This is a genomic window from Lysinibacillus sp. GW821-FHT14F06 (assembly GCF_058803665.1).
Map to the genome: position 1 here is coordinate 30,920 of NZ_JBXAPF010000030.1, position 21,736 is coordinate 52,655.

Below are 21,736 nucleotides of genomic sequence, written 5' to 3' on the forward strand. Positions count from 1 at the left end.
AATTATGGGAGGATATAAAAACAGTGAACTCTGTATTTTTTATCTTTCATTGACTTTATAATGAAATATAGTGCGCACTACTAATAGTGGAAGGTTGAAAAAATATGAAATCAAATCAACAATTAGTGATAAGTAATTTAGAGGAAAAACTAAAATTATTTACTCATGCAGTTTCTGGAGAATTGATAAAGGAAGCTGACTTTGTAATAGCCAACACAGAGATTCCTACTGATACATTTAATATGTTATTGGTAAAATCCCCTACGATTCATAACGAAAATCATATAAAACAAGGAATTAATCATTTTATTGTAAAAGAACATCCTTTCAGTACATGGGTGGATGCCAATATTCTAAGCGATGATTGGCTACAACTAATAAAGGAATATAACTTAAAGGAAGCTGAACGAAATATTATGATGAAGCTTGACCATACACTTCATACCAGTCAACGAATTTCCAATCATCTTAATATTACACAAGTAAGCAACAAGCAAGGGCTACTACAGTATCAAGAGGTTTTTCTAAGTTTATTTGAAGGAACACCCGAAAGAGATGCGCTAGAAATTTATTTTCAGAAATTCTCTCAGGAAAAATTAGCAACCAAAGCTCGAATGTTTATTGGTTGTATAAAGGAAATGCCTGTAGCTACAGGATTATTAATCGACAGTAATGATTGCTACGGTATTTATGATGTAATGACAAAAGATATGTTTAGGGGAAAGGGCTATGGCAGTGAGATGTTTCAGTTCCTACTCAGTCAAACAATCGATAAACAAAAGCCAGTAGTCTTACAGGCATCAGAGGATGGAAAAAATATTTATAAACGCTTCGGATTTATAGAAGTCGGTGAAATGATTGTCTTTGAATAAGCATTAAGTAGGCTCACTTTGCCTATAAAATAGAGTCCATTTTGACACAAACTCAAAATGGACTCTTCCTATTTTTCATTATTGTACTTGCATCACAACATTCTTTTTCTTTGAATAAAGTAAAAAAGAAATCGTTAGGCTTAAGCTAATAATCCCAAAAACAAGCCCCATTCCACTTAGTCCAATTAAATCAAGCATCATCCCTGTTGATAATAAAACAACTTGAAAGATGACAGAATCAATCATATTGCGGAAGGAGAAAAATCGACCGTGGAAATCTTTAGGTACTTGCTTTTGAAAAATGACCATAGTAGTTGGGAAAAAGCATCCTACTGAAAATCCAAAAACGCCAAATGTTAGGAGTGCAAAGAATTTTATATCTGATAATAAGAGCATTAGCTCCATTGAACCAATAATAAATGCTAAGGTGAAAAGCAAGGTCCCTATTTTCACTCGCTCTGCTATCATTTTCAAGCCAGCTGCTCCCAGCATGAAACCGATGCCTTCAACCGTATATAATAATCCTGAGATAGTCGTTGACTGATGAATTTCGGAAATCTTCATAATGACTAAATTAAAGGAGCCTAAAAATAATGTTGGAATAAGCATTAGGACAAGAGTCATCAAGACAATAGGATGCTCCTTTACCATTGGTAGCACCTCTTTGAAGTTACCCTTCTCCTTATTTGTTAAAGATGAATTCTCCGTTTCATCCAACTGTAGGAAACTTGTAATAAAAAACATAATCATATAAACGATAAATGAAATAATGTACAACCATTTCAGCTCAAAGAAGCTTAGCATAAATCCTGCGGCGGCAGTACCAATAATCCTTGAAATTGTCCGCGCATTCATTTGCCATGCATTTAAGGCCATTAAATCATTATCCTTAACGATCATCGGAATAATTGATTGAAGGGCAGGCATATAAAAGGCAGCCGCAATTTGCAAAGTAATTAAAAAAAGAATCATCCAAATTACCGAATTTGTATAGAGTGCCATAAACATAAAAAGGACACTAATGATTCGTGCGACACTTGCCTGCTGTACAACGGTTTTCTTCCTCGATTGATCAATAATGCGTCCAGCTAACGGACCAACTACTAAACCTGCTAATATACCACAAGAAATAATTAAAGATTTGTGAAAATCAGAAGGTACAACCTCTTGCATAAAAGCAAGATTTCCTATAATCCCAGCCCACAAGCCAAGACCTACAACAAATTCACCTAATAAAATAATCCAAACATTCCGATTGTGCCACATGCTGTATCTCCCCTGTTGTTCCATTTCAATTAATATCACTCATCGTAACAAAATGAAAATAGTTCGTATATAGAAATATATAAATTTTTAAGTATTTTATTTCTAAAAATCGAGACTAACTAAAATTGATAAGTAGTGATATTATGAAATGGATCACGCCTCATGCAGTTTCCAACTGGATGTAGGCTGATTTTATTTAGAGAATATAGGAAAAATGAACTTTTCTAAAAATAGTAAAAGGAATCGAGAAATATTGCTCGATTCCTTTTAAATGATTCTTTTATACTTCTAATTTACTTACAAGCGCTTTTCTACGTTGATCGATAATTTTTTGACTGATTAATGTCATCACAAATAGAACACCTACTATAGTCGCCATCATCCCTGCAATGGACGTATCCCAAAACTTTGCCAAATAATAACCTATTACTGCGGCGGCGGCTCCAAAAGCCATGCTATATAAAAACATTTGCTTGATGGATTTACTTATTAGATAAGAAGTGGCTGCTGGACCTATTAGCATAGCAACAACTAAAATAGCACCAACACTATCAAAAGCTGCTACCGTTGTAAAGGAGATTGATGTCATAAACCCATAATGCAGAAAGAGTACAGGAACACCAATGGAGGCAGCATAAACAGGGTCAAAGGTAGTTAGCTTCATTTCCTTAAAGAATAATAGAAGGAACCCTATGTTAATGAGGAGCACAAGCAATAGCATCCATACAGCCTTTGGCAATGTGATGGAAAGAAAAGTCCATCTATCCCAAGGAACAAACGCAATTTCTCCCATCAATACGTGCTCCACATCTAAATGGACATTACCCGCAAATAAAGTAATGAGGAGCACACCAGCCGCAAATAAGGATGTAAAGACCACACCAATGGCTGCGTCCTCCTGTATACCTGAAGAATGTAGCAATTGCACTAGATAGGCTGTTAAAATCCCCGCAGTTGCTGCCCCGATGAGCATCCAAAAACCATTTAATGTTTGGGTAATAATATACGCCATTACAATACCAAACAATACCGTATGGCTAATCGCATCTGCAATCATTGACATTCTACGCAAAATAAGAAAAACCCCTGCAATCCCACAGGTAATACCGACTAAAATGCCAGTTAAAACAACCCAAAATTCTATCATCCTAGCTCACCTTGCTTTCGAAACTGCATTTTCCTACGATATTTACTAATTTGTCCAGATGGACTGATAAAATAAGAGATAAAGAAAATAGCAGCCGCTACTAATACAATAATTGGACCTGTAGATAAGCCAGTACGCATAGCACTAATAAAGGTTCCCGTAATGCCAGATATTCCACCAATAATGGCACTTAGTACAAGCATGGAACTCAATTTTTTCGTCCATAATTTTGCACTTGCAGCTGGAATAATTAATAATGCTGACATAAGAATAACACCCACTGCCTGTATACCTGTTACGATAGTCATAACAATTAAAACGGTAAGTGTTGCCTTTAGTGCTTCAATGGGTAAACCAATTCCTTTGGCATATACTGGGTCAAAGATAAGTAGCTTCCATTCTTTATAAAGCAGAAGACTGACTACAATAATAATTGTTGCACTGATAAACAGCCACATTAAATCTGCCTTTGTCATCGTAGCTGCCTTACCAAAAATAAAATTGTTCAGTCCACTTTGATTCCCTAAAGGGCTTCGATTAACTACCGTTAAAAAAACAACACCAATCCCAAAAAATACAGTTAATATTAAGCCAATTGCTGCATCTGCCTTCAATTTTGAAAAAGAAACAATCCATTGTATACAATACACGGACAATGCAGATGTGATCCCTGCACCAAGCATTAATATTGGTAATTCCTTTTGTCCCGTTAGCAAAAAAGCGAGTGCAATACCTGGTAAAGCTGCATGAGCTGCAGCATCACCAACTAAGCTTTGTTTTTGTAAGAAGGAAAAAGTGCCTGTTATGCCAGCTGCTATTCCAAGTAGCATAGTTCCACTAAGTACCCACAATAAGTTACCACTTAACATATTGTCCCCTCCTTACACATTCTGCATCATGAAAAGTTTACCACCATATGTTTTTTGTAATTGCTCTGGTGTAAAAACATCTTCTGTTGCACCTGATGCTAAAATTGTTTTATTTAATAGAATCGTATAATCAAAATAGTCTTTTACTGTTTGTAAGTCATGATGGACGACAAAAATACTTTTACCCTGTGCCTTTAAATCTTTTAAAATATCAATAATCGTTTTTTCCGTAGCAGCATCCACTCCAGCAAATGGCTCATCTAAAAAATAGATATCTGCGTTTTGGGCAAGTGCTCGTGCTAAAAATACCCGTTGCTGCTGTCCACCAGAAAGTTGACCAATGGAACGATCAGCGAAGTCCTCCATCCCTACACTTGCAAGAGCTTGCTGTGCCAAAATTTTATCCTTTCTAGACGGTCTTCTAAATAATCCCGTATGACCATAACGTCCCATCAATACAATATCCAGTGCATTTGTAGGGAAATCCCAATCTACAGCATTGCGCTGAGGAACATAGCCAACCACTAAGCTTTTCGGCTCAAAAATCTTGCCAAGTATCTCAACTTTCCCTACCTTATTGGGTAGTTGATTTAAAATTGCCTTTAAAAAAGTTGACTTTCCCGCTCCATTCGGACCAATAATTGCAGATAGATGACCAGTTGGAACTGAAACACAAGCATTTTCTAAAACTGTTTTTTTATCATAAGCTACTGAAAGATTTTCTACTGTTAATGCATACATATTCTTCACCTACTTTAATGCATCGACAATTGTGTCGATGTTATGTTGATACATACCGATATATGTACCTTCCTTTGTTCCTTCTGCTCCCATTGCATCCGAGAACAATTCTCCACCAATAACAATATCATGTCCTTTTTCCTTTGCCCCTTCAATAACTGCTTTCATCGCTTTATCGGAGACACTAGATTCGATAAAAATGGCTTTAATTTTGTTGGCTACTAAAAAATCAACCATTTGCTGCACATCTTTTACACCATATTCAGAATCAGTACTTAGCCCCTGTAAACCGCGCACATCGAATCCCTGACTTCTCCCAAAATAATTAAAAGCGTCATGAGCTGTTACTAAAATACGTTGCTTTTCTGGAATTTCATTTACTCTATCCTTTGCATATGTTTGTAATTCATCGAGCTGTTTTAAATATTCTTTCTCGTTTGCTACAAAATCATCTTTAAATTCTGGATACTCCTCCTGAAGCTTAGTACCGATCGCCTGAACGACTCCCTTCCAAAGCTCGATATCAAACCAAATATGCGGATCATGTAACATGGCATCATCATCACTTGCTAATAAATCCTGCTTATTTAATGTTTCTCCAACGGCAAGTACGGATTTGCTTTTTGACATCTGCTCAAAAATATCCAGCATTTGTCCCTCTAAATGTAGGCCATTATAAAAAATAACTTCTGCCTTATCCAGTTTCGATAAATCACTTTGCGTTGCTTTGTATAAATGTGGATCAACACCCGGTCCCATTAATGCTGAAACCTGTAAGTGATCCCCACTGATTGCTTTAATGGCATCCGCAATTTGCCCAGTTGTTGCGACAACAACCCCTTCCCTTTCCTCTTTAGTTGTATCAGCAGAACAACCGAAAAGTAAAAGTGAGAGTGAAAAAGCAACTACACCCAAAAAACGTTTCATGTATAAATACCTCTTCTTTCTTTATATTCAGACATGATGATCCTTGCTATAGATTATTTGACGCGGACATTAACATGCTTACACTACTTTATTTTTAGAATTAAATCGTCATGTCATGTCCGCTCAAGCAGCTGCTGTCATATAGTAGTATCATCGATGCCTTTTTTATAATAATTTTCTTATAAGCCGGCGCCAGCCTATCCAGAAAACAATTATCATTATTCCCGCTCCAACAGATTCTGTTAGTTCCCATAAAAGTGTAAGAATTAGTAAAATGCTCAACGGAAGGATCGTCAGCTTTAAATCATCTAACTCTTTCATTCAGTCACTCTTCTTTCTCGAACGATATTTTGTTTCCCTTAGGAAAAATATATGCTTAATATAAAAAAAATTCAACTCTTTTATGAAAATTTCTTTTAAAAAAATTTTTTCTTATGGTAAATAAATAAAATTAGATAAATGCCCAGCACAAAAAACACCACTATTTTTTCACAAGAATAGTGGTGTTTTTGTTGTTGAAAAATTATGTTATCCAATGAAAATAAGTTATTCCATGCAAAGTATTTCTCTGTGGCAAAAATGAAGCCAATGTTTGCTCAGGTATCTTGCCACTTGGCCATAGTTCTTTAGTACAGGAAGCAGCTTATGGTACGCATTTCCTCAAGCCATCATTTTATATCTTTTAAGTATGACAGTTATTCTATTCCGTACAAGTAGCATTCTATCTTGTATAAAAACTAGTCAATCCTGCACATTTTCTCATCAGTTCAGCAAACCTCTCTAAAAACAAAGATTTTGTTATGTATTTGACAAAATAAAAGCCCTATTTTAGGAAATAATTTACGATTTGTATTTGATGATTTTGGATATTGAAATGAAACTACTCTTTTTTATACAACAACCTTTATTCTAAGCATACTCACTCTATTTTGGGTTTGCCGATAAACTCATATGCATAAATATGCGTTTTGGTTAGCTCGATAATATCTCGAATAAGTGCCTCTTCTGATTTTTCAAAGCCACTTGTAATCCATTGCAGCATCAATCCATAAAATCCATAGGACGTATAGTGCTTAAACATATCCATATTAACTGGTTGATTATTAATTGTTTCAAATTTAAATTGTTCCATATAAATTTTTGTAATAGTTAGAGGCATTCTTGTATGCAAACTTGGAACTGTATCATCTAGGGTTAATAATTCAAAAAATTTACGATTTTGATAGATATAATGAATAATATTAAAAGAAGGTGCCTTAAGCTTAGTTGTATAAACTTTTTCTCCAAATAGATAGGGTTTGCCAACTGCTACCTCAAGTCCATCAAGCATCATTTCTAATAAATTGTCAGCCAGCTCAAATTTATCCTGAAAATGTATATAAAACGTACTACGATTATAGCCAGCACGCTCAACAATATCTTTTACAGTTATAGATTGAAAGCCATGTTTTTGAATTAATTCAATCAAAGCCTCATAAAAATGACGTCGTGTTCGTTCCTGTCTTTGTGTCCATTTTGTCAAAATATCGTCTCCTTTTTTTAGACACTTCTCTCTATTTTGTCTACTAGCTAGACAGTTGTAGTTACTTTAATGATTGTTTCCTTATTGTAGCGTTTTACAATAAAAGTACACAGCGATTTGCAAAGTGTGTAAGAAATTATTTATTAGGGGTGTTTACTATGGGAAAATTACAAGATAAAGTAGCCATCATTACTGGCGGAGCATCTGGTATTGGTGCAGCAACTGCTAAATTGTTTGTAGCAGAAGGAGCAAAAGTCGTACTCGTAGATCTAAATGAGGAAAAAGGAAACGAATTTGTAGCACAATTACAGGCTACAGGTGCAGATGCTATTTTCGTAAAGGCAAATGTGACGAATGAGGAAGAAGTTGCGAAAATTTATCAAACAACAATTGATACTTTTGGACAAGTGAATGTCCTATTCAATAATGCAGGAATTGGTCGTGTCACTCCAACAGAGGAACTAGCCTACAGTGAATGGCGCAATACTGTAAACGTAGATTTAGACGGTGTATTTCTAATGGCTCAGGCAGCTATTAAAGAAATGTTAAAAGCACATGGTGGAACAATCGTTAATACAGCTTCCATGTATGGCTGGGTTGGCTCACCCGGCTCAGCTGCCTATAATGCGGCAAAAGGTGGAGTCATAAACTTGACACGCTCATTAGCACTTGAATTTGCGACTCGTGGTATCCGTATTAATGCGCTATGCCCAGGTTTCATCGATACACCGATTATTCCTGAGGAAAGTAAGGAGCCATTACGTCAAATAACACCTATGCAACGATTAGGTCAACCAGAGGAAATGGCGAAAGCTGTCCTGTTTATGGCTTGTGATGACTCTACATTTATGACAGGTAATACGTTAACAGTCGATGGTGGTTATACTGCTCAATAAGCCACAGCATCAATATTCGCTACCCTTCTTGGGATAGCGAATATTTTTTGCCTTAAGCTCCCCCGTATTTTAATTGATATCTTTCCATAATACGACTAAAGAATGAAGCTAACACTTGTTGGAAGAGCATACCAAATACAACAGGCATAACCGTTTTAGCTGGAAAATAGGTGGTAGCAATAACAACCCCAACAGCAATATTGCGCATCCCTCCTGTGAAAACAAACATCGTGATTATACTACTATCTTTCCAAAGATAATGCCCCAGCAGCAAACATAGGACATACCCTGAAACAGCCAGTAGAAAAACGACCAAAATGATACTAAAAAGCTCCCAACTAATTGTTTTCATATAAGGTGCAATCACACTACTATTAATCATAACAATGCTGAATAAGCACAGTTTCGAAAAAGGAGCTAATTTTTTCCCTAGTGTCACAGCAATTTTCCCTTTCGTTAACTCATTACACACAACACCAGCAAGGGATGGTACAACAATCATCCAAAGCAAATCTAACATCAATCCAGCTGTATCTATTTCAATTGATTGCCCCACAACGAGATGTAATAATGCAGGAATGATGATTGGTGATAGAACTGTATCAATTAAAATAATAGCAAGACATAATGCAAGATGCCCTCTACACATGCTCACCCAAATAAAGCTTGTAACCCCTGTTGGAATCGCAACCGCTAAGACAAAGCCAATTGTTAGGAAATGCTCATGAAAGATGTTTGTAGATACAATGTAAGCCCAAATTGGCATGAGTATGTGTAGAAATACAATGGCTATAACAATGACTGTTGGATATTTTTTTAAGCTTTTCATCCCTTCTATATTCATACTTAAGCTACCCGCAAATGTCATAAAGGCAAATATCCATGGCACTAAAAATAACAGCTGATGCCCGATATTTTCAAATAGCACGCCTATGATTAAGCTAAGTGGCGTTAAAATAGGCATCCATTTTTGTAGGTATTGATTAAATCTATATAGCATTTAAAAGCTTCCCCTCTCCTATTGAAATCCCTGTGACTGTTAGCCGTTTGTACTTTGAATTTGAGACTAGAAATATTTGCAGTTTTTATCCATTTCCTGCAAACTATTAGTATAACTAGCTAGAAGGGATGAATAAGACTAATGAAAAAATTAGTGTATACCTTACTATTTTCACTTCTTGTTATTGCAAGTGGGGACAAGGTACAGGCTGCAGGTTTTAAAGATGTGCCTGAGGATCATTTTGCCTATGATGCTATTTTATGGGCTGAGGAATACGATATTGTAAATGGCTATTCAGATGGCACTTTTAAGCCTAATGAAACGATTACTGAGCAACAATTCGCAAAATTATTGTCTAATTTTTATGAACTGGAAACACCCTATGATGAATTAAAAAAACAAACCCCTGCTGCCAACTGGTCAGATGAATATTACAACCGTCTGGCAAGCTATGGTGTGCCATTAAACGGCTATTTAGATAATAATATTCGGGCGGCTTCCATCAAGCGTGGCGTGGTTGCTCAAGCAATTACACATTTAGCTAAAGGCAAAAGTGGATTAGATCAATCCATCCAGTTTTTACTTGATTATTACATTTCTACTGGTCAAAATCCACAGTATGAAAATCGTAATTTACAAAAGTTTTTCGGCGTGACAAATAAAATGACACGTGCTCAAGTTGTGACAATACTTCATCGAATGGATGAAAGAAATTTTTATGAAATTTCTCAGGATGCACAAGCTATTCATGAAAATACTAGTAATGCTTCATTAAATGTACGTGCTAAAAACGGTCAAAATCAGCTTGATCCAACAATGCGGCTTACAACACCTACGAAAAGCGCCTGGGAAGGTACCTATTTCTATAGCTATAAATGGGGAAAAGGTGCGACTGATTTTAACCGCCGTGAAGCCATTATTTCTAATGCAACAAGCAACAGCTTTAACATTTTCATCACTGCGAATGATGGAACCGCTGCCGGAAGTGTTGATGGAACCGCGACAATTACTACAAGCAATAAAGCAGTAATGAACAAATCCTCTACTGGTAATCGCTGTGTTATCGAATTTGAGAGACTTACTAATGCTTTAAAAATAACCGAAGTGGATTGTCGGGCTGCACATGATGAAGATACTAATTTTTCTGGAACTTTAAAAAAGCAGTAAAATGAAACAACCAGCAACAAAGCTCTAACCACATAATTATAAGCAACATTTTCGATTGAGGTGCCTAATTCATACAGGCACCTTTGCTTTTATAGTGCTCGATACCAATCCCTTGCGATCTCTATAAAATCACTAAGATACGGCTGGATATGCTTATCTTTATGCCAAGCAATATCCGTATAAATAGGCTTTACATTGAATGAAGACTGTAATTCAATTAGCTGTCCTTTCGCTATTTCTCTTTCCACCACCATTTTAGGTAAAAATGTAATACCTAAGCCTGCCATTACACATTGTTTAATAGCTTCAATACTTGCAAATTCAATCATTTGTAATGACATGACCCCCTCTTGCTGTAGCTGCGCTTCTAATTGATTGCGATAAGAGCACCCATTTTCAGTCAGAAGCATTGTCTCTGTTGATAATTGATGCACTGATAAGAAAGGGCCTTTTATACTAGTTGGTGCACTTACAAAGATTAATTGTTCCTGTATAAGTCTCTCGCGATACAACATAGGCGTTTCCTTATATACATCCGAAATAAAGGCTACATCAAGAATTCCAGACTGTAATAGATCTTTGGCAATTTCAGTTGTATGGACGGGCTTAAAAATGATTTTTACTTGTGGATAAGCTTTCTGATATTGCTGCAAAATACTTGGTAGACGGTAAACACATTGACTTTCTTGTGCGCCAATTTTCAGCACCACTTGTGCTTGTTCATTGGACACTGCTTTTTTCATTTCGCTATCTAACTCCAGCATTTTTTGGGCATACTGTTGTAATCGCTTGCCCTCATCCGTAAGAATGACACGCTTTCCAAGCCTCTCAAAAAGAATAACCCCGAGCTCTTCTTCAAGTGATTTAATTTGTGCTGTAATACTGGACTGTGCATAATCAAGCAACTGTGCAGTCTGTGTAAAGCTCAATGTTTCTGCAGCCGTTAAAAACGTTTGTAACTGTTTTAAATCCATTATTAACATCCCCCATAAATCGTTTTTTCCGATATATTTCATCGAAACATTCAGCTTTATCGATAATAAAATTAAGTTTACACTAGTTATAACCTGAAAGGTAGAGGAGGATTCATATGAACATTACTGCTTTTATCGGTAGCTCCAGAACCGCGAGTAATAGCGAACAGCTAGCTGATTATGTATTAGCAGATATTCCGCATCAAAAAATAGTTTTAAAAAATATAATGATACAGCCAATTCACGATTTACGTCATGACGACAACGGCTTTCAGTTTGTAGATGATGACTATAATCAAATTATTCAAGCATTTCTTACAAGTGATATTGTGATTTTCGCAACACCAATTTATTGGTACAGCATGTCAGGCATCATGAAAAATATGATAGATCGCTTAAGCCATGCCATTCGTGACGAGCGTTTCCCACAGCTCAAGGAAAAGCTTCAGACAACAGAGGCAATCGTCCTTGCCGTCGGTGGCGACGAGCCTTATATTAAAGGGCTTCCAATGATTCAGCAATTCCAATATATTTTCGACTTCCTAAAAATGCCCTTTTCCTCCTATATTATCGGAAATGGCAACAAGCCTGGAGAAATCACAAACGATGCACAGGCTTTAGCCCAAGCAAAAATATTGAACGAGAAGTTAAAAACTCGTGCTTTATAATATAAAAAACGACCCAAAAGCTCCCTTACTTTTAGGTCGTTTTTCCTTATTTATGCTTCTACTACTGGAATATGCTTGAAGGACGCTTCATTAAATAGCCTCGTCAACTAGTAAATTGAAATGATTTAGGCCTACAGTGTTCTCCATTTTATACTCTAAAGATAATCTTTATTCCATATATATTAATCTGATTAGTTTATTATTTTATTCTGTCAATGATTTTTAAGATTCGTTTTAAAATAGTAGAACTTGTCTTCTTTTTCCTCTTTTCTAAGCAATGGACTAGGCTCTTCATCTTTCACATAATGATCAAAGAAAGCCAAAATATACCGATTCATTACTTGATGGAATTGATGTACGTCAATATTCCACGACAACAATGGAGAGAGATAAGGGAAATCTGTAAAAGTATAATGATCTCCTGCTATAAAAGTAAGCATAAAAGTATCTCCCTTTATCCACTCTTTATAGTGAAAATCTGCAAGTTCTGTTATTTTATCATGATACTTTTGAAATTCCTCTGGGGTGATTTTCGTGTATTGAATTTCTTCGTCTGATAAGTAGAGATAATCTTCATCTAAAATAAACATAAATGGTTGTTCAAATCCTGAGCTAGCCACTGGTTCATGCAATGGCCCATCTATGTTGATTCCTGCAGAAATCCTGCTATCATCTAACAATGCTTGGGCAGCTGTTGAACCTCCATATGAATGGCCAAATATTCCGATTTTGTTTATGTCCATCTTTCCAGTAAACAAGCTTTGAGGGTCCTTACCATTTATTATTGTTAATTGATTGAGCACATAGCTCATATCTTTTGATCTCGTTTTAACATCTTTCTCATCTTCAATATTATATGAATAAGAATATGCGTCTGTTTGATTCATAATTTCCCGTCCATCTGGGAATTTCGTATAGGCTGCATCATTCGTATGGTCAACGCTGACAACAATGTATCCATGACTAGCCAATTCCTCCATTTGGGAAATACTTTGCATTCTAGTACTGCCAAATCCGTGAGAAAATAAAAGAACGGGATATTTATCTTCTTGATTAGATACTGCTACATCTTTTATGCTGTTAGTTTGTCCATACTTCAAATACTCAAATAAATAGCGCGGAACTGAAAAAATAAATTCCAGCGTTCCTGCCCATTCTTCGTAAGGAAAGGATTCATAATGAATTTCTCTCGAATCATCTTTCAACTCAGCTGGATACCATATTTGTATCATTAATTCCCTAGCATTTTGGTGCGAGTCATATCTGGATTCATCTATCAAATGCCTTGAATTCATACCTACCTCAAAAGGACCTGTAGGCTTTGGAAGTTGAAATACAGGCATAATAGTGACTAAACCAAAGCTGCTGAACGTATAAATAACAATAAATAATATGTATAAAAGCTTTTTGACCTTCCGTTTATTTTTTACGCTTCCAAGCGCGGCTCTTTCTACGTTCCTTTGTCTAAATGGCTTTATTGTGAAAGCAGTTAAAAGAATAAATAATATATAGGTTAATCCCATTTGCCATCTGTAACCCTCAAACCCAAGATGAATAACCAAAAGAATTAGTGCGATAACATTAATCATTGTTTTAACTTTTGCATCGAATCTAAACAAAAAAGAAAAAAGCCAAAAAATATGAACAACAATTAAAATCCCTTCAAACAACCTCAATACTCTCAACTCCTATTTTAAAATATTCCTTTAGTTAAGTTAACTACACTTAACTATTATTTACAAGTATCTTTTTGTAAAATTGTTTATGAATGGATTATTTTTTCCTTTCAGATGGTATTTGTGTGTAAGTCATATTCCCTTTTCCACTTATATTTTATCTTTCGTTCACTCAACGGTTGGATTCATAAATTTTATTGCTTTTGCTATTTTTATGCTCATAAAAACGACCATTTACTCATGGTCGTTTGTAAATTCTAACTCTTTTGGAGGTTGCCCCTTTTTATTCATTAAGCGCATACGAATAGGTTCAATTTTAAGTGATACCATTTCGTCCTGATTGCCTACAAAAATACTCGTAAAAAACTCTGCTATTTTATTTTTAATGCCTTCCTCGTGTACTTCTGTGAGTTTACCCTCTATTTCAACATACGTATCACCAAAGCCTCCATTTTCGTAGCCATATAATATATGGGTATATGGATTTTTGCGAAGCTCTTCCATTTTCTCAGAATGTTTATTTGTCACCGTATATAACACAAAATCTTCATGTTGGAACGTCATGTAACGTGAGTAGGGTTTACCATTTTCTACTGTTGCCATCGTTCCTATTTTTTCACGATTCAAAACTTCTAAAATTTCATCGCGTACAGAAATCATTTCATCCCATCCTTTCATCTACATTATCTATTTTGCCCTCTCATAATAAAGCTAAACCGTTTTTTTTGAAAAATGTGAAATGACAATCTTCGGACATATTGAAAATCCATTGCTATAATAATTTGATAGACAACAGGAATTTCCGGATGAATGAGGGTTAAAAAATGAAACAAGCTTTTTTTACGCGATGTTTGTTTTTCATAACAGGCATTATTGTACTTTCTTTTGGTATTACATTAACCATTAAAGGCCAACTCTTTGGTGTAGGCTCATGGGATGTACTGCATATCGGCTTAACGAAATCAATTGGATTAACGATTGGCACTTGGTCCATCTTATTGGGACTTGCAATTTTAGCCTTTGATATGGTTATCACGAAAAAATTCCCATTACCAGGGACTTTTATCGATATGTTTTTAGCAGGTATTTTTATTGATGTTTTTAATTACTGGCTGCCTGACATTGATGGTTTTTGGATGCAGCTCGTTTCCTACCTAACAGGATTAGTCTTATTGGGCTGGGGCTGCGGTATGTATATGGTAGCAAATTTAGGCATTGGCCCGCGAGATACACTAATGTTACTTATGGTTCATAAACTAGGCTGGAGTGTCACACGCTCCCGAACAACTATGGAAGTAACGGTTGCTGTGATTGGCTTTTTACTGGGTGGTCCTATCGGTATAGGTACTATGCTGATGGCTTTTGGACTCGGACCAATCGTACAATTTGCTTTAACTTTTAATGAAAAATTATTTATGAGATGGACTGGCGTGAAAAGCGCCGTAGTATAAGCTTTCAAGACAATGCAAAAAGTGCATTGTCTTTTTTTATTCAGTTGCAATATACAGTTCGACTATATATAATCAAACTATATAGTCGAACTGTATATGAGGTGAACTAGTGAAAAAACATAAATTACTGCCTTTATCTGAAACCATGCATTATATTCTACTCGCCTTACGGGAACCGTTACATGGCTATGCAATGATGCAAAAAATCGAGGAAATGAGTGCTGGTAGTGTAAGAATTGCTGCTGGCACTATGTACGGAGCAATTGAAAATTTATTGAAATATCATTGGATTTCGCCCGTTGAGACTCAGGACACAAGACGCAAGGTTTACCAAACAACGGCTGAGGGACTAAAAATATTAGCAGCCGAGCAACAAAGATTGCAGCGAATTTTATCTTTATATGAGGGAGCTGATGGATTTGAAAAAGTTTAAAATCTTTTTTGATCTTTTTTGATATCGATAAGGAAGAGCAATGGTTAAATCATATGCTGTCCAAAGGATGGGTTTGTACAAAAATCAATTCTGTTGGTTTTTATACATTTAAAAGTACAGCTGATCTTGAACAAGTTATCCGCATTGATTGTCAACAGGATCTTCGGAAAGAAGACCAAACTAACTATAAGCAGTTATATGAGGATTTTGGCTGGCAAGCATTAAAAGAAAAATCATACGATGGTACTTATTACTGGTTAAAAAGAAAAGATGGCAATGACCAATTATTTTCTGATAATGATTCCCAAATTGCTAAATATAAACGATTAATGAAGCATTCCAGCAATTGGGCGATCCTCTCTTTTATATGGTTTATGATTTTTTATAATAACGACAATTTCTCCAAGTTTCTCCATATAAAAGATGCTTATTTTACCCCAGGTTTATGGGATAAAGAAGGTTCTGCTTTCCTTTTTGCTTTTTTATTTGAAACACCCTTTGCCCTCATGCGTTTTATCCCACCATGGCTATTTTTAGCAGCTTTCGCTATGTACCTAGTCATGTATTTCGGTTATCGTAAATCTATACAGCAGTTTATACAATAAACAGCAAGGAGCCACTTACTACATGTAAGATGGCTCCTCTCTTGCTCTATTCTTTTGGCTCAGCAGTATTTTGGCCAGTTGCTTCTATCACTTCAGGTGTGTCGTCCACTGTATCATCTTCCTGTACATTTTCAGCAGCAGGTGGTGTGATTGTCACTAATGTATAATCATCCTCCTGTAAGATATCAAAGGAAAACTGCTGACGGATATCTCCGACATAGAGGGAAGTCCCAATAGCTAAACTAGTGACATCTACCTCTATTGATTCAGGAATTTCTGTCGGCTTCACCTTTATACGTACCTCACGATTAGACTGTAAAAGGAATCCTCCATCTGCAACTCCTACTGCATGACCAACCACTGTCACTGGAATATCTACCTCTAGCTCCTCAGACATATTGATGGATTTAAAATCCACATGCTTTACATTGCCCTTAAGCGCACAACGTTGCACTTCTGTTAATACTGCATTGATCTGCCTGCCATCCATATCTAATTGAAAGACACTTTTATTTCCGAACGTAGCTAGTATTTTGGCAAATGCTCTAGCATCCACTGAGATGGCTGTTGACTCCATCTGATAGCCATAGACAACACCTGGAATAGCACCGTTCTGTCTAAGCTGCGTTAATGATGAGCGATGCCCTTTTTCACGTTTAATTGCTGTTAAAACTGTAGTCATACGTCAATTTCCCCTTTCATGGAAACTAGTCTCATAAAAGGTTTACCTGTTGTTATGATTTTTATACCTTTAGACATATCAATTATGCCTCAGCGTATTACGTCCAGATTTTTTTGAGCTCGCTCGAAAAGCTCCGCTCTCCAAAAATCCATAGACAGCCTCTGGGGTTTTATTTTGAAGCGTACAAACGCCCGCCAAATAGGAAAAAACAATCTATGAAAATAGTGCTCATTACTATTTTCAATAAGTTGCTCTCTTTTCAAATGAAATCAATATCATGAGTAAACCTAAACATGCACATATACCATACATATAGGAAAACGATAAAGCATCTGCAATTGGTCCCATCATCACACTACCGAGCGAAACACCTAAATCTGCCATGGCAATAAATAAACCTAATAGCATATTCCGATTATCTTTGTCTAAAACAAAGCTTAAATAGGTAGTCAGTGTTGGATAGACAATGGCCTGTGCTAGACCCATTAAAATTGAGCCTACATAAAAGAAAAGAACCCCGCCCTCTATAGCAAAACTTACAGCCCCTGCAGCACAAGCTAAAATAATCATAGCAAGTATCATAAAAGAATTATGCCATTTTCCATCTGAAGGAATATATTTTTTCAAGGTTAAGCGTGCCAGTACCACTACTGTTGCCTGCAGCATCAAATAAATTCCCGCACTACCATTGTTAATTTGCTGTGCATATAAAGGAATAAATGTCGTAACTGCCCCAAAGACAATGGAAGACACAAGCATAATGATGCTACATTTCAAGAAAATTCGATTATTCACTAATTCTTTAAATGAATGAAAAACACTTATCTTTCTTATATTTTCTTTTGATGTGAGTACTTCTTTTCCTTCTATTTTAGAGCTAAAACCAACGATTCCTGTGACAATAGCAATTGTCACCATAACGATCGTAAATGTATTCATTCCTTGTTGCCAAATTCCCAACGCTAACAGAGGCCCGATGATACCCGGAATATATGAAAATAATGAATATAATGAAATTCCCTGGGATCGATCTTTCTCAGGTAAAGCATCAATAATACCAATTTGTAAAGCCATTGAAAAGAAGGCTGTTGATATCCCCTGCAAAATGCGAGCTATCAGATATCCGCCTAAACCTGTCACTGTATACAGAATTAAAGCTAAGCCATTGACTAGTAAAATAATATGTAAAACCTTTATTGGACCATATTGATCAATTAATTGCCCTGCCCAGGGTCGAAAAAGCATTGTTGTAAATAAATAGGCACCCATCACAACACCTATTGTCGTATTGCTAGCGCCAAGTGCCTCACCCTGTAATGGAATAAATACATTTAAAATAGAGTTAGCACTAAAATAAAGTACTACGAGTACATACAGTCGTATAAAAGGCCATGACATAGCACCCTTCAACATCCTCCTCCCCCCTTATTATTAGAATTTCCTTAAAAGGATATATGATGTTGTAATAGCTTTTTAGCATAAATGGATTTTACCTGAGATAAGTCTTCTGTATCGAGTGTTTCTTGTATTTGCCCATCCTTAAAAATCATCATTCGATCACAAATATAGGCTGCCACTTGGAGATCATGTGTAATAAAGATATAGCCCATACCATAATTATCTTTTAACGCTATTAGTAAATCTAGAATTTGTAGTTGTATTGTGACATCCAATGAACTAACAGCTTCGTCTAATAAAATATAACTGGGTTCAGTAGAAATTGCTCTTGCTATACATACTCGTTGAACCTCACCACCTGATAATTCATGAGGGTATTTACTTCTGTATTGTGGCGACAGTCCAACCTTTACAAGTAATTCATCTATAAAGATATCCAGATTTCCTTTCTTTTCAGTTGCTTTTAAAGGCTCTAAAATAGCTGCTTCTACAGAAAAAAATGGATTGATGGAGGAACGGTAATCCTGAAAAACAACACTAATATTGCCAAAACGCTGTTGCCTATTAAAAATATCTTTTCCAGCGATTGTAATAGTACCGCTATCAGGCTTTTCAATACCCGTTAATAATCGCCCAAGTGTTGATTTGCCACTCCCACTCTCCCCAATAATCCCTAGGCATTCTCCCTGCCTACATGTTAGATTAATATTTTCAAGTATGGTTTGTTGGCGGCTACCTTTGAAAAAACCCTTTGCCCCGTATGACTTGTAGACATCTTCAACGTTTAACTGCATCGCTCTTCTCCATGATTTCTTTAAATTTGGTACTTAAGACCTCCCGAGTGGACATCAAGAATTTCGTGTAGTCATGGGATGGATTCGTAAAAATCCTCTCTACACTCCCCTGTTCGACAACCTCTCCGTCCTTCATCACAATCACCTCATCAGCAATTTTGCGAACGATTCCTAGATCATGGGAAACAAAAATAATAGCACTTTTCATTGATTGGCGAAGCTGTAATAGTTGATTTATTACCTCAAACTGTGAAATTGTATCTAATGCAGTAGTAGGTTCATCTGCAATGATGACATCTGGCTCTAGCACTAATGCTAAGGCAATCATTATTCGCTGAAGCATTCCACCTGATAGCTGATGTGGGTAACAATTTAAACTTTTTTTGGCATTTTTCAAATTGACACTCTCCATAGCTTGCGTCAACTTTTGCTCCATTACCTGCTCATTCCAATCAAAATGAGTTTTTAATATTTCCATTAACTGTACCTTTATCTTGCTAGAAGGATCAAATGCTGTCATCCCATTTTGAAGGATCATATATAAATGTTTTCCTCTTTTTTTCCGCATGTTTTGCTCAGATAACTCATGTAATGCAACATCAGTTAAATATATTTCACCTGATTGTCGGAATGATTTTTTAGTAAGTCGCATAATAGCTCGACAAGTAAGGGATTTGCCACTTCCACTCTCGCCAACAATGGCAAGGCATTTCCCACTTTCTAGCTTAAAAGAGGTGTTATGAACAATGACATGCCCTGTGTATTCATCCCATACTCTTAACTGCTTTACCTCTAATACAACCATTGCCTATTTCGCCACCTCTCTTTTAAGTAGCATAATTTGTAATTTATTTCTTTTTCGTTTTTCAGGTTGTCGAAGTTTTGGATTAAGTGCAACCTGTAAAGAATCTGCTAAAAAATTAAAGGCTAACACTACACTTACTATGGCAACACCAGGAGCAATCATTAATTCTGGACGGGTAAACATAACCTCCCTTGCTTCACTTAACATCATCCCCCACTCTGCATGTGGGGCCTTCATACCTAATCCTAAAAAAGATAGGCCGGATATTTGCAGCATCATTGAACTCATTGAGCTGCTTGCTACAACTGCTATATCTGAAAAACTTAATGGTAGAATATGTTTATAGATGATATAGAATGGGGACATGCCAATAGTACGGGCATATTTTACATAATCCATCTCCACATACTGCAATACAGACGTTCTGATAATACGAGTAAACCATGCCCATTTAATGATGATAAAAGCAATCAGAATATTTTCTAAACCCACACCTAAAATAGCTACAATAGCTATGGTAATAACATATGTAGGAAAGGACAGCATCACATCACAGATCCTCATCACCAATGCATCTACATTCCCTCTAAAATAACCCGATAAAAAGCCAAGCAATGCCCCTAATGAAGTAGAAATAATTAAAGCAACAAATACCCACAATACACTTGGTCGTATTCCATATAGAATTCTTGAAAAAATATCTCTACCTAAATGATCGTTTCCAAATAAGTACTCCCAGGAAGGTGGTGCATAACGAAGCTCCATCCTAACAGCCAATGGATCATGTGGTGCTAACATTGGTGCTAACAAACCGACTAGCATGACAAGCACTATAAAAAACAAGGAACATAAACCGACTTTATCTTTGCTTAAACTTTTTATAGTTATCACTTATCACCACTCCTTAGACGAGGATTCAACGTGACATTTATCATATCTGCAAGCATGTTAAAAACAACAAATGTAGCAGTTACAATCAAAACGTATGCTTGGATTACTGGATAATCTCTGCTTAGAATGGCATTTAAACTTAAGCTCCCCAATCCAGGCCAGGCAAAAATATTTTCAATCACTACTGTTCCTCCTAAAATTAACGGAATCGCCATACAAAATATCGATACCGCTACCTGTAGTGAATTACGTAAAATATGCCAAGTAATTTTTCCCTCTGAAAGACCACATGCGCGATCATAAAGTACATAATCCTCCTGTATTTGATTAAGCATCGCACTACGAATTGTTCTGAAATAAATGCCAATATAGCCTAAAGCTAATACGATAACAGGTAAAACATAGCTTTTGAGTCCATCCTCCATTCCACTAGTTGGTAGAAGATTGAGTTTGACGGAAAACAGTATAATAAATAAAGCACCTAACCCATAGGATGGTATAGCCGTCAATAACATCAAAATCGCACTTAATGTTCGATCAACAACCTGTCTTTCATGGAGGGCGCAAATTACGCCGAATACTATAGAAAAAATCACAATAAAAATTGAGGAGGCAATCGTCAATTTTAATGTATTACTAAAAGCGGGCTGGATAAGGTTCATAACTGATTCATTTTTCACATAGGAATCACCAAAATCAAAACGCAGACTTTCCTTCAGCCAATTTAAGTATTGCGTAAGAAATGGCTTATTAAATCCAAGCTCTTCATTCGTTTGATGCAGTAATTCCTCCGTGATGACAGGAACCTCTTGAGCCTGTAACACAATCTCAGCAGGCTCTATGGGAGAAAAACTAACTAATAGAAAGGTTATAAATGATACAGCAATAAGCATGGGAATCGTGATAAGCATCCTCTTAAAAATATAAGCTCCCATCAAAAACCTCCTGTAAA

Annotated in this window: 23 protein-coding genes; 7 read left to right on the plus strand and 16 right to left on the minus strand. The window is 36.2% G+C overall.

Translation table 11 applies throughout. From position 1 onward, the window contains the following. The first annotated feature begins 104 nt into the window (after positions 1-104). The gene (locus tag AC1RNS_RS20645) at positions 105-872 is read left to right on the plus strand and encodes a GNAT family N-acetyltransferase (protein WP_492995407.1); all 768 of its coding nucleotides are present in this window, start codon (positions 105-107) and stop codon (positions 870-872) included. Between the two features lie 78 nt (positions 873-950). On the opposite strand, the gene AC1RNS_RS20650 is transcribed toward AC1RNS_RS20645, so the two are convergent. From AC1RNS_RS20650 to AC1RNS_RS20675, 6 genes are all read right to left on the minus strand, one after another. After that, positions 951-2,138, minus strand: a complete 1,188-nt coding sequence (locus tag AC1RNS_RS20650) for an MFS transporter (RefSeq protein ID WP_492995409.1) — start codon at positions 2,136-2,138, stop codon at positions 951-953. A gap of 280 nt (positions 2,139-2,418) precedes the next feature. Next, entirely contained in the window at positions 2,419-3,285 is an 867-nt protein-coding gene (locus AC1RNS_RS20655) for a metal ABC transporter permease (protein ID WP_492995411.1), read from the minus strand. After that, the gene (locus AC1RNS_RS20660) at positions 3,282-4,154 is read right to left on the minus strand and encodes a metal ABC transporter permease (protein ID WP_492995413.1); all 873 of its coding nucleotides are present in this window, start codon (positions 4,152-4,154) and stop codon (positions 3,282-3,284) included. The genes AC1RNS_RS20655 and AC1RNS_RS20660 overlap by 4 nt, the downstream gene beginning before the upstream one ends. Positions 4,155-4,166: 12 nt before the next feature. Then, positions 4,167-4,895, minus strand: a complete 729-nt coding sequence (locus AC1RNS_RS20665; protein ID WP_492995414.1) for a metal ABC transporter ATP-binding protein — start codon at positions 4,893-4,895, stop codon at positions 4,167-4,169. Between the two features lie 9 nt (positions 4,896-4,904). Continuing rightward, positions 4,905-5,822, minus strand: a complete 918-nt coding sequence (locus AC1RNS_RS20670) for a metal ABC transporter solute-binding protein, Zn/Mn family (protein WP_492995416.1) — start codon at positions 5,820-5,822, stop codon at positions 4,905-4,907. A 919-nt stretch (positions 5,823-6,741) separates the two neighbouring features. Beyond that, positions 6,742-7,344, minus strand: coding sequence for a TetR family transcriptional regulator (locus AC1RNS_RS20675; RefSeq protein WP_492995417.1), 603 nt, complete (start codon positions 7,342-7,344; stop codon positions 6,742-6,744). 158 nt (positions 7,345-7,502) lie between these two features. Between AC1RNS_RS20675 and AC1RNS_RS20680 the strand changes: the two genes are divergently transcribed. Further along, positions 7,503-8,240, plus strand: a complete 738-nt coding sequence (locus AC1RNS_RS20680) for an SDR family NAD(P)-dependent oxidoreductase (RefSeq protein ID WP_492995418.1) — start codon at positions 7,503-7,505, stop codon at positions 8,238-8,240. Positions 8,241-8,292: 52 nt separating this feature from the next. Here AC1RNS_RS20680 and AC1RNS_RS20685 read toward each other — a convergent pair whose 3' ends face one another. Beyond that, a complete protein-coding gene (locus tag AC1RNS_RS20685; protein ID WP_492995420.1) occupies positions 8,293-9,240 on the minus strand; it encodes a bile acid:sodium symporter family protein in 948 nt (315 codons plus the stop codon). 141 nt (positions 9,241-9,381) lie between these two features. On the opposite strand from AC1RNS_RS20685, the gene AC1RNS_RS20690 reads away from it, so the two are divergent. Continuing rightward, positions 9,382-10,407, plus strand: a complete 1,026-nt coding sequence (locus AC1RNS_RS20690) for an S-layer homology domain-containing protein (RefSeq protein WP_492995422.1) — start codon at positions 9,382-9,384, stop codon at positions 10,405-10,407. An 89-nt stretch (positions 10,408-10,496) separates the two neighbouring features. On the opposite strand, the gene AC1RNS_RS20695 is transcribed toward AC1RNS_RS20690, so the two are convergent. Continuing rightward, the gene (locus AC1RNS_RS20695) at positions 10,497-11,381 is read right to left on the minus strand and encodes a LysR family transcriptional regulator (protein WP_492995423.1); all 885 of its coding nucleotides are present in this window, start codon (positions 11,379-11,381) and stop codon (positions 10,497-10,499) included. Positions 11,382-11,497: 116 nt separating this feature from the next. Here AC1RNS_RS20695 and AC1RNS_RS20700 point away from each other — a divergent pair, with 116 nt between their 5' ends. Next, the gene (locus AC1RNS_RS20700) at positions 11,498-12,049 is read left to right on the plus strand and encodes a flavodoxin family protein (protein WP_492995424.1); all 552 of its coding nucleotides are present in this window, start codon (positions 11,498-11,500) and stop codon (positions 12,047-12,049) included. A 212-nt stretch (positions 12,050-12,261) separates the two neighbouring features. On the opposite strand, the gene AC1RNS_RS20705 is transcribed toward AC1RNS_RS20700, so the two are convergent. Then, complete coding sequence (locus tag AC1RNS_RS20705) at positions 12,262-13,725, minus strand: alpha/beta hydrolase family protein (protein WP_492995425.1); 1,464 nt, start codon at positions 13,723-13,725, stop codon at positions 12,262-12,264. A 234-nt stretch (positions 13,726-13,959) separates the two neighbouring features. Further along, positions 13,960-14,385, minus strand: coding sequence for a pyridoxamine 5'-phosphate oxidase family protein (locus tag AC1RNS_RS20710; protein ID WP_492995427.1), 426 nt, complete (start codon positions 14,383-14,385; stop codon positions 13,960-13,962). Between the two features lie 164 nt (positions 14,386-14,549). On the opposite strand from AC1RNS_RS20710, the gene AC1RNS_RS20715 reads away from it, so the two are divergent. From AC1RNS_RS20715 to AC1RNS_RS20725, 3 genes are all read left to right on the plus strand, one after another. Further along, positions 14,550-15,176, plus strand: coding sequence for a YczE/YyaS/YitT family protein (locus tag AC1RNS_RS20715; RefSeq protein ID WP_492995428.1), 627 nt, complete (start codon positions 14,550-14,552; stop codon positions 15,174-15,176). A gap of 145 nt (positions 15,177-15,321) precedes the next feature. Beyond that, complete coding sequence (locus tag AC1RNS_RS20720; RefSeq protein ID WP_492995452.1) at positions 15,322-15,609, plus strand: PadR family transcriptional regulator; 288 nt, start codon at positions 15,322-15,324, stop codon at positions 15,607-15,609. An 8-nt stretch (positions 15,610-15,617) separates the two neighbouring features. Continuing rightward, positions 15,618-16,214, plus strand: a complete 597-nt coding sequence (locus AC1RNS_RS20725) for a DUF2812 domain-containing protein (RefSeq protein ID WP_492995430.1) — start codon at positions 15,618-15,620, stop codon at positions 16,212-16,214. A 46-nt stretch (positions 16,215-16,260) separates the two neighbouring features. On the opposite strand, the gene AC1RNS_RS20730 is transcribed toward AC1RNS_RS20725, so the two are convergent. The 6 genes from AC1RNS_RS20730 to opp1B all read right to left on the minus strand — a co-directional run bounded on the left by AC1RNS_RS20730 (position 16,261) and on the right by opp1B (position 21,719). Beyond that, on the minus strand, positions 16,261-16,896 hold the full coding sequence (locus tag AC1RNS_RS20730; protein WP_492995432.1) for a 50S ribosomal protein L25/general stress protein Ctc: 636 nt from the start codon (positions 16,894-16,896) through the stop codon (positions 16,261-16,263). A 240-nt stretch (positions 16,897-17,136) separates the two neighbouring features. Then, positions 17,137-18,306 (minus strand): staphylopine family metallophore export MFS transporter CntE, encoded by a 1,170-nt coding sequence (cntE, locus tag AC1RNS_RS20735; protein WP_492995453.1) that lies wholly within the window; start codon positions 18,304-18,306, stop codon positions 17,137-17,139. Between the two features lie 32 nt (positions 18,307-18,338). Then, complete coding sequence (locus AC1RNS_RS20740; protein ID WP_492995434.1) at positions 18,339-19,088, minus strand: ABC transporter ATP-binding protein; 750 nt, start codon at positions 19,086-19,088, stop codon at positions 18,339-18,341. Then, positions 19,072-19,893 (minus strand): staphylopine uptake ABC transporter ATP-binding protein CntD, encoded by an 822-nt coding sequence (gene cntD, locus AC1RNS_RS20745; RefSeq protein WP_492995435.1) that lies wholly within the window; start codon positions 19,891-19,893, stop codon positions 19,072-19,074. The genes AC1RNS_RS20740 and cntD overlap by 17 nt, the downstream gene beginning before the upstream one ends. Positions 19,894-19,896: 3 nt before the next feature. After that, a complete protein-coding gene (cntC, locus tag AC1RNS_RS20750; protein ID WP_492995436.1) occupies positions 19,897-20,784 on the minus strand; it encodes a staphylopine uptake ABC transporter permease subunit CntC in 888 nt (295 codons plus the stop codon). Next, complete coding sequence (gene opp1B, locus AC1RNS_RS20755) at positions 20,781-21,719, minus strand: nickel/cobalt ABC transporter permease (protein ID WP_492995437.1); 939 nt, start codon at positions 21,717-21,719, stop codon at positions 20,781-20,783. The genes cntC and opp1B overlap by 4 nt, the downstream gene beginning before the upstream one ends. Positions 21,720-21,736: the final 17 nt, after the last annotated feature.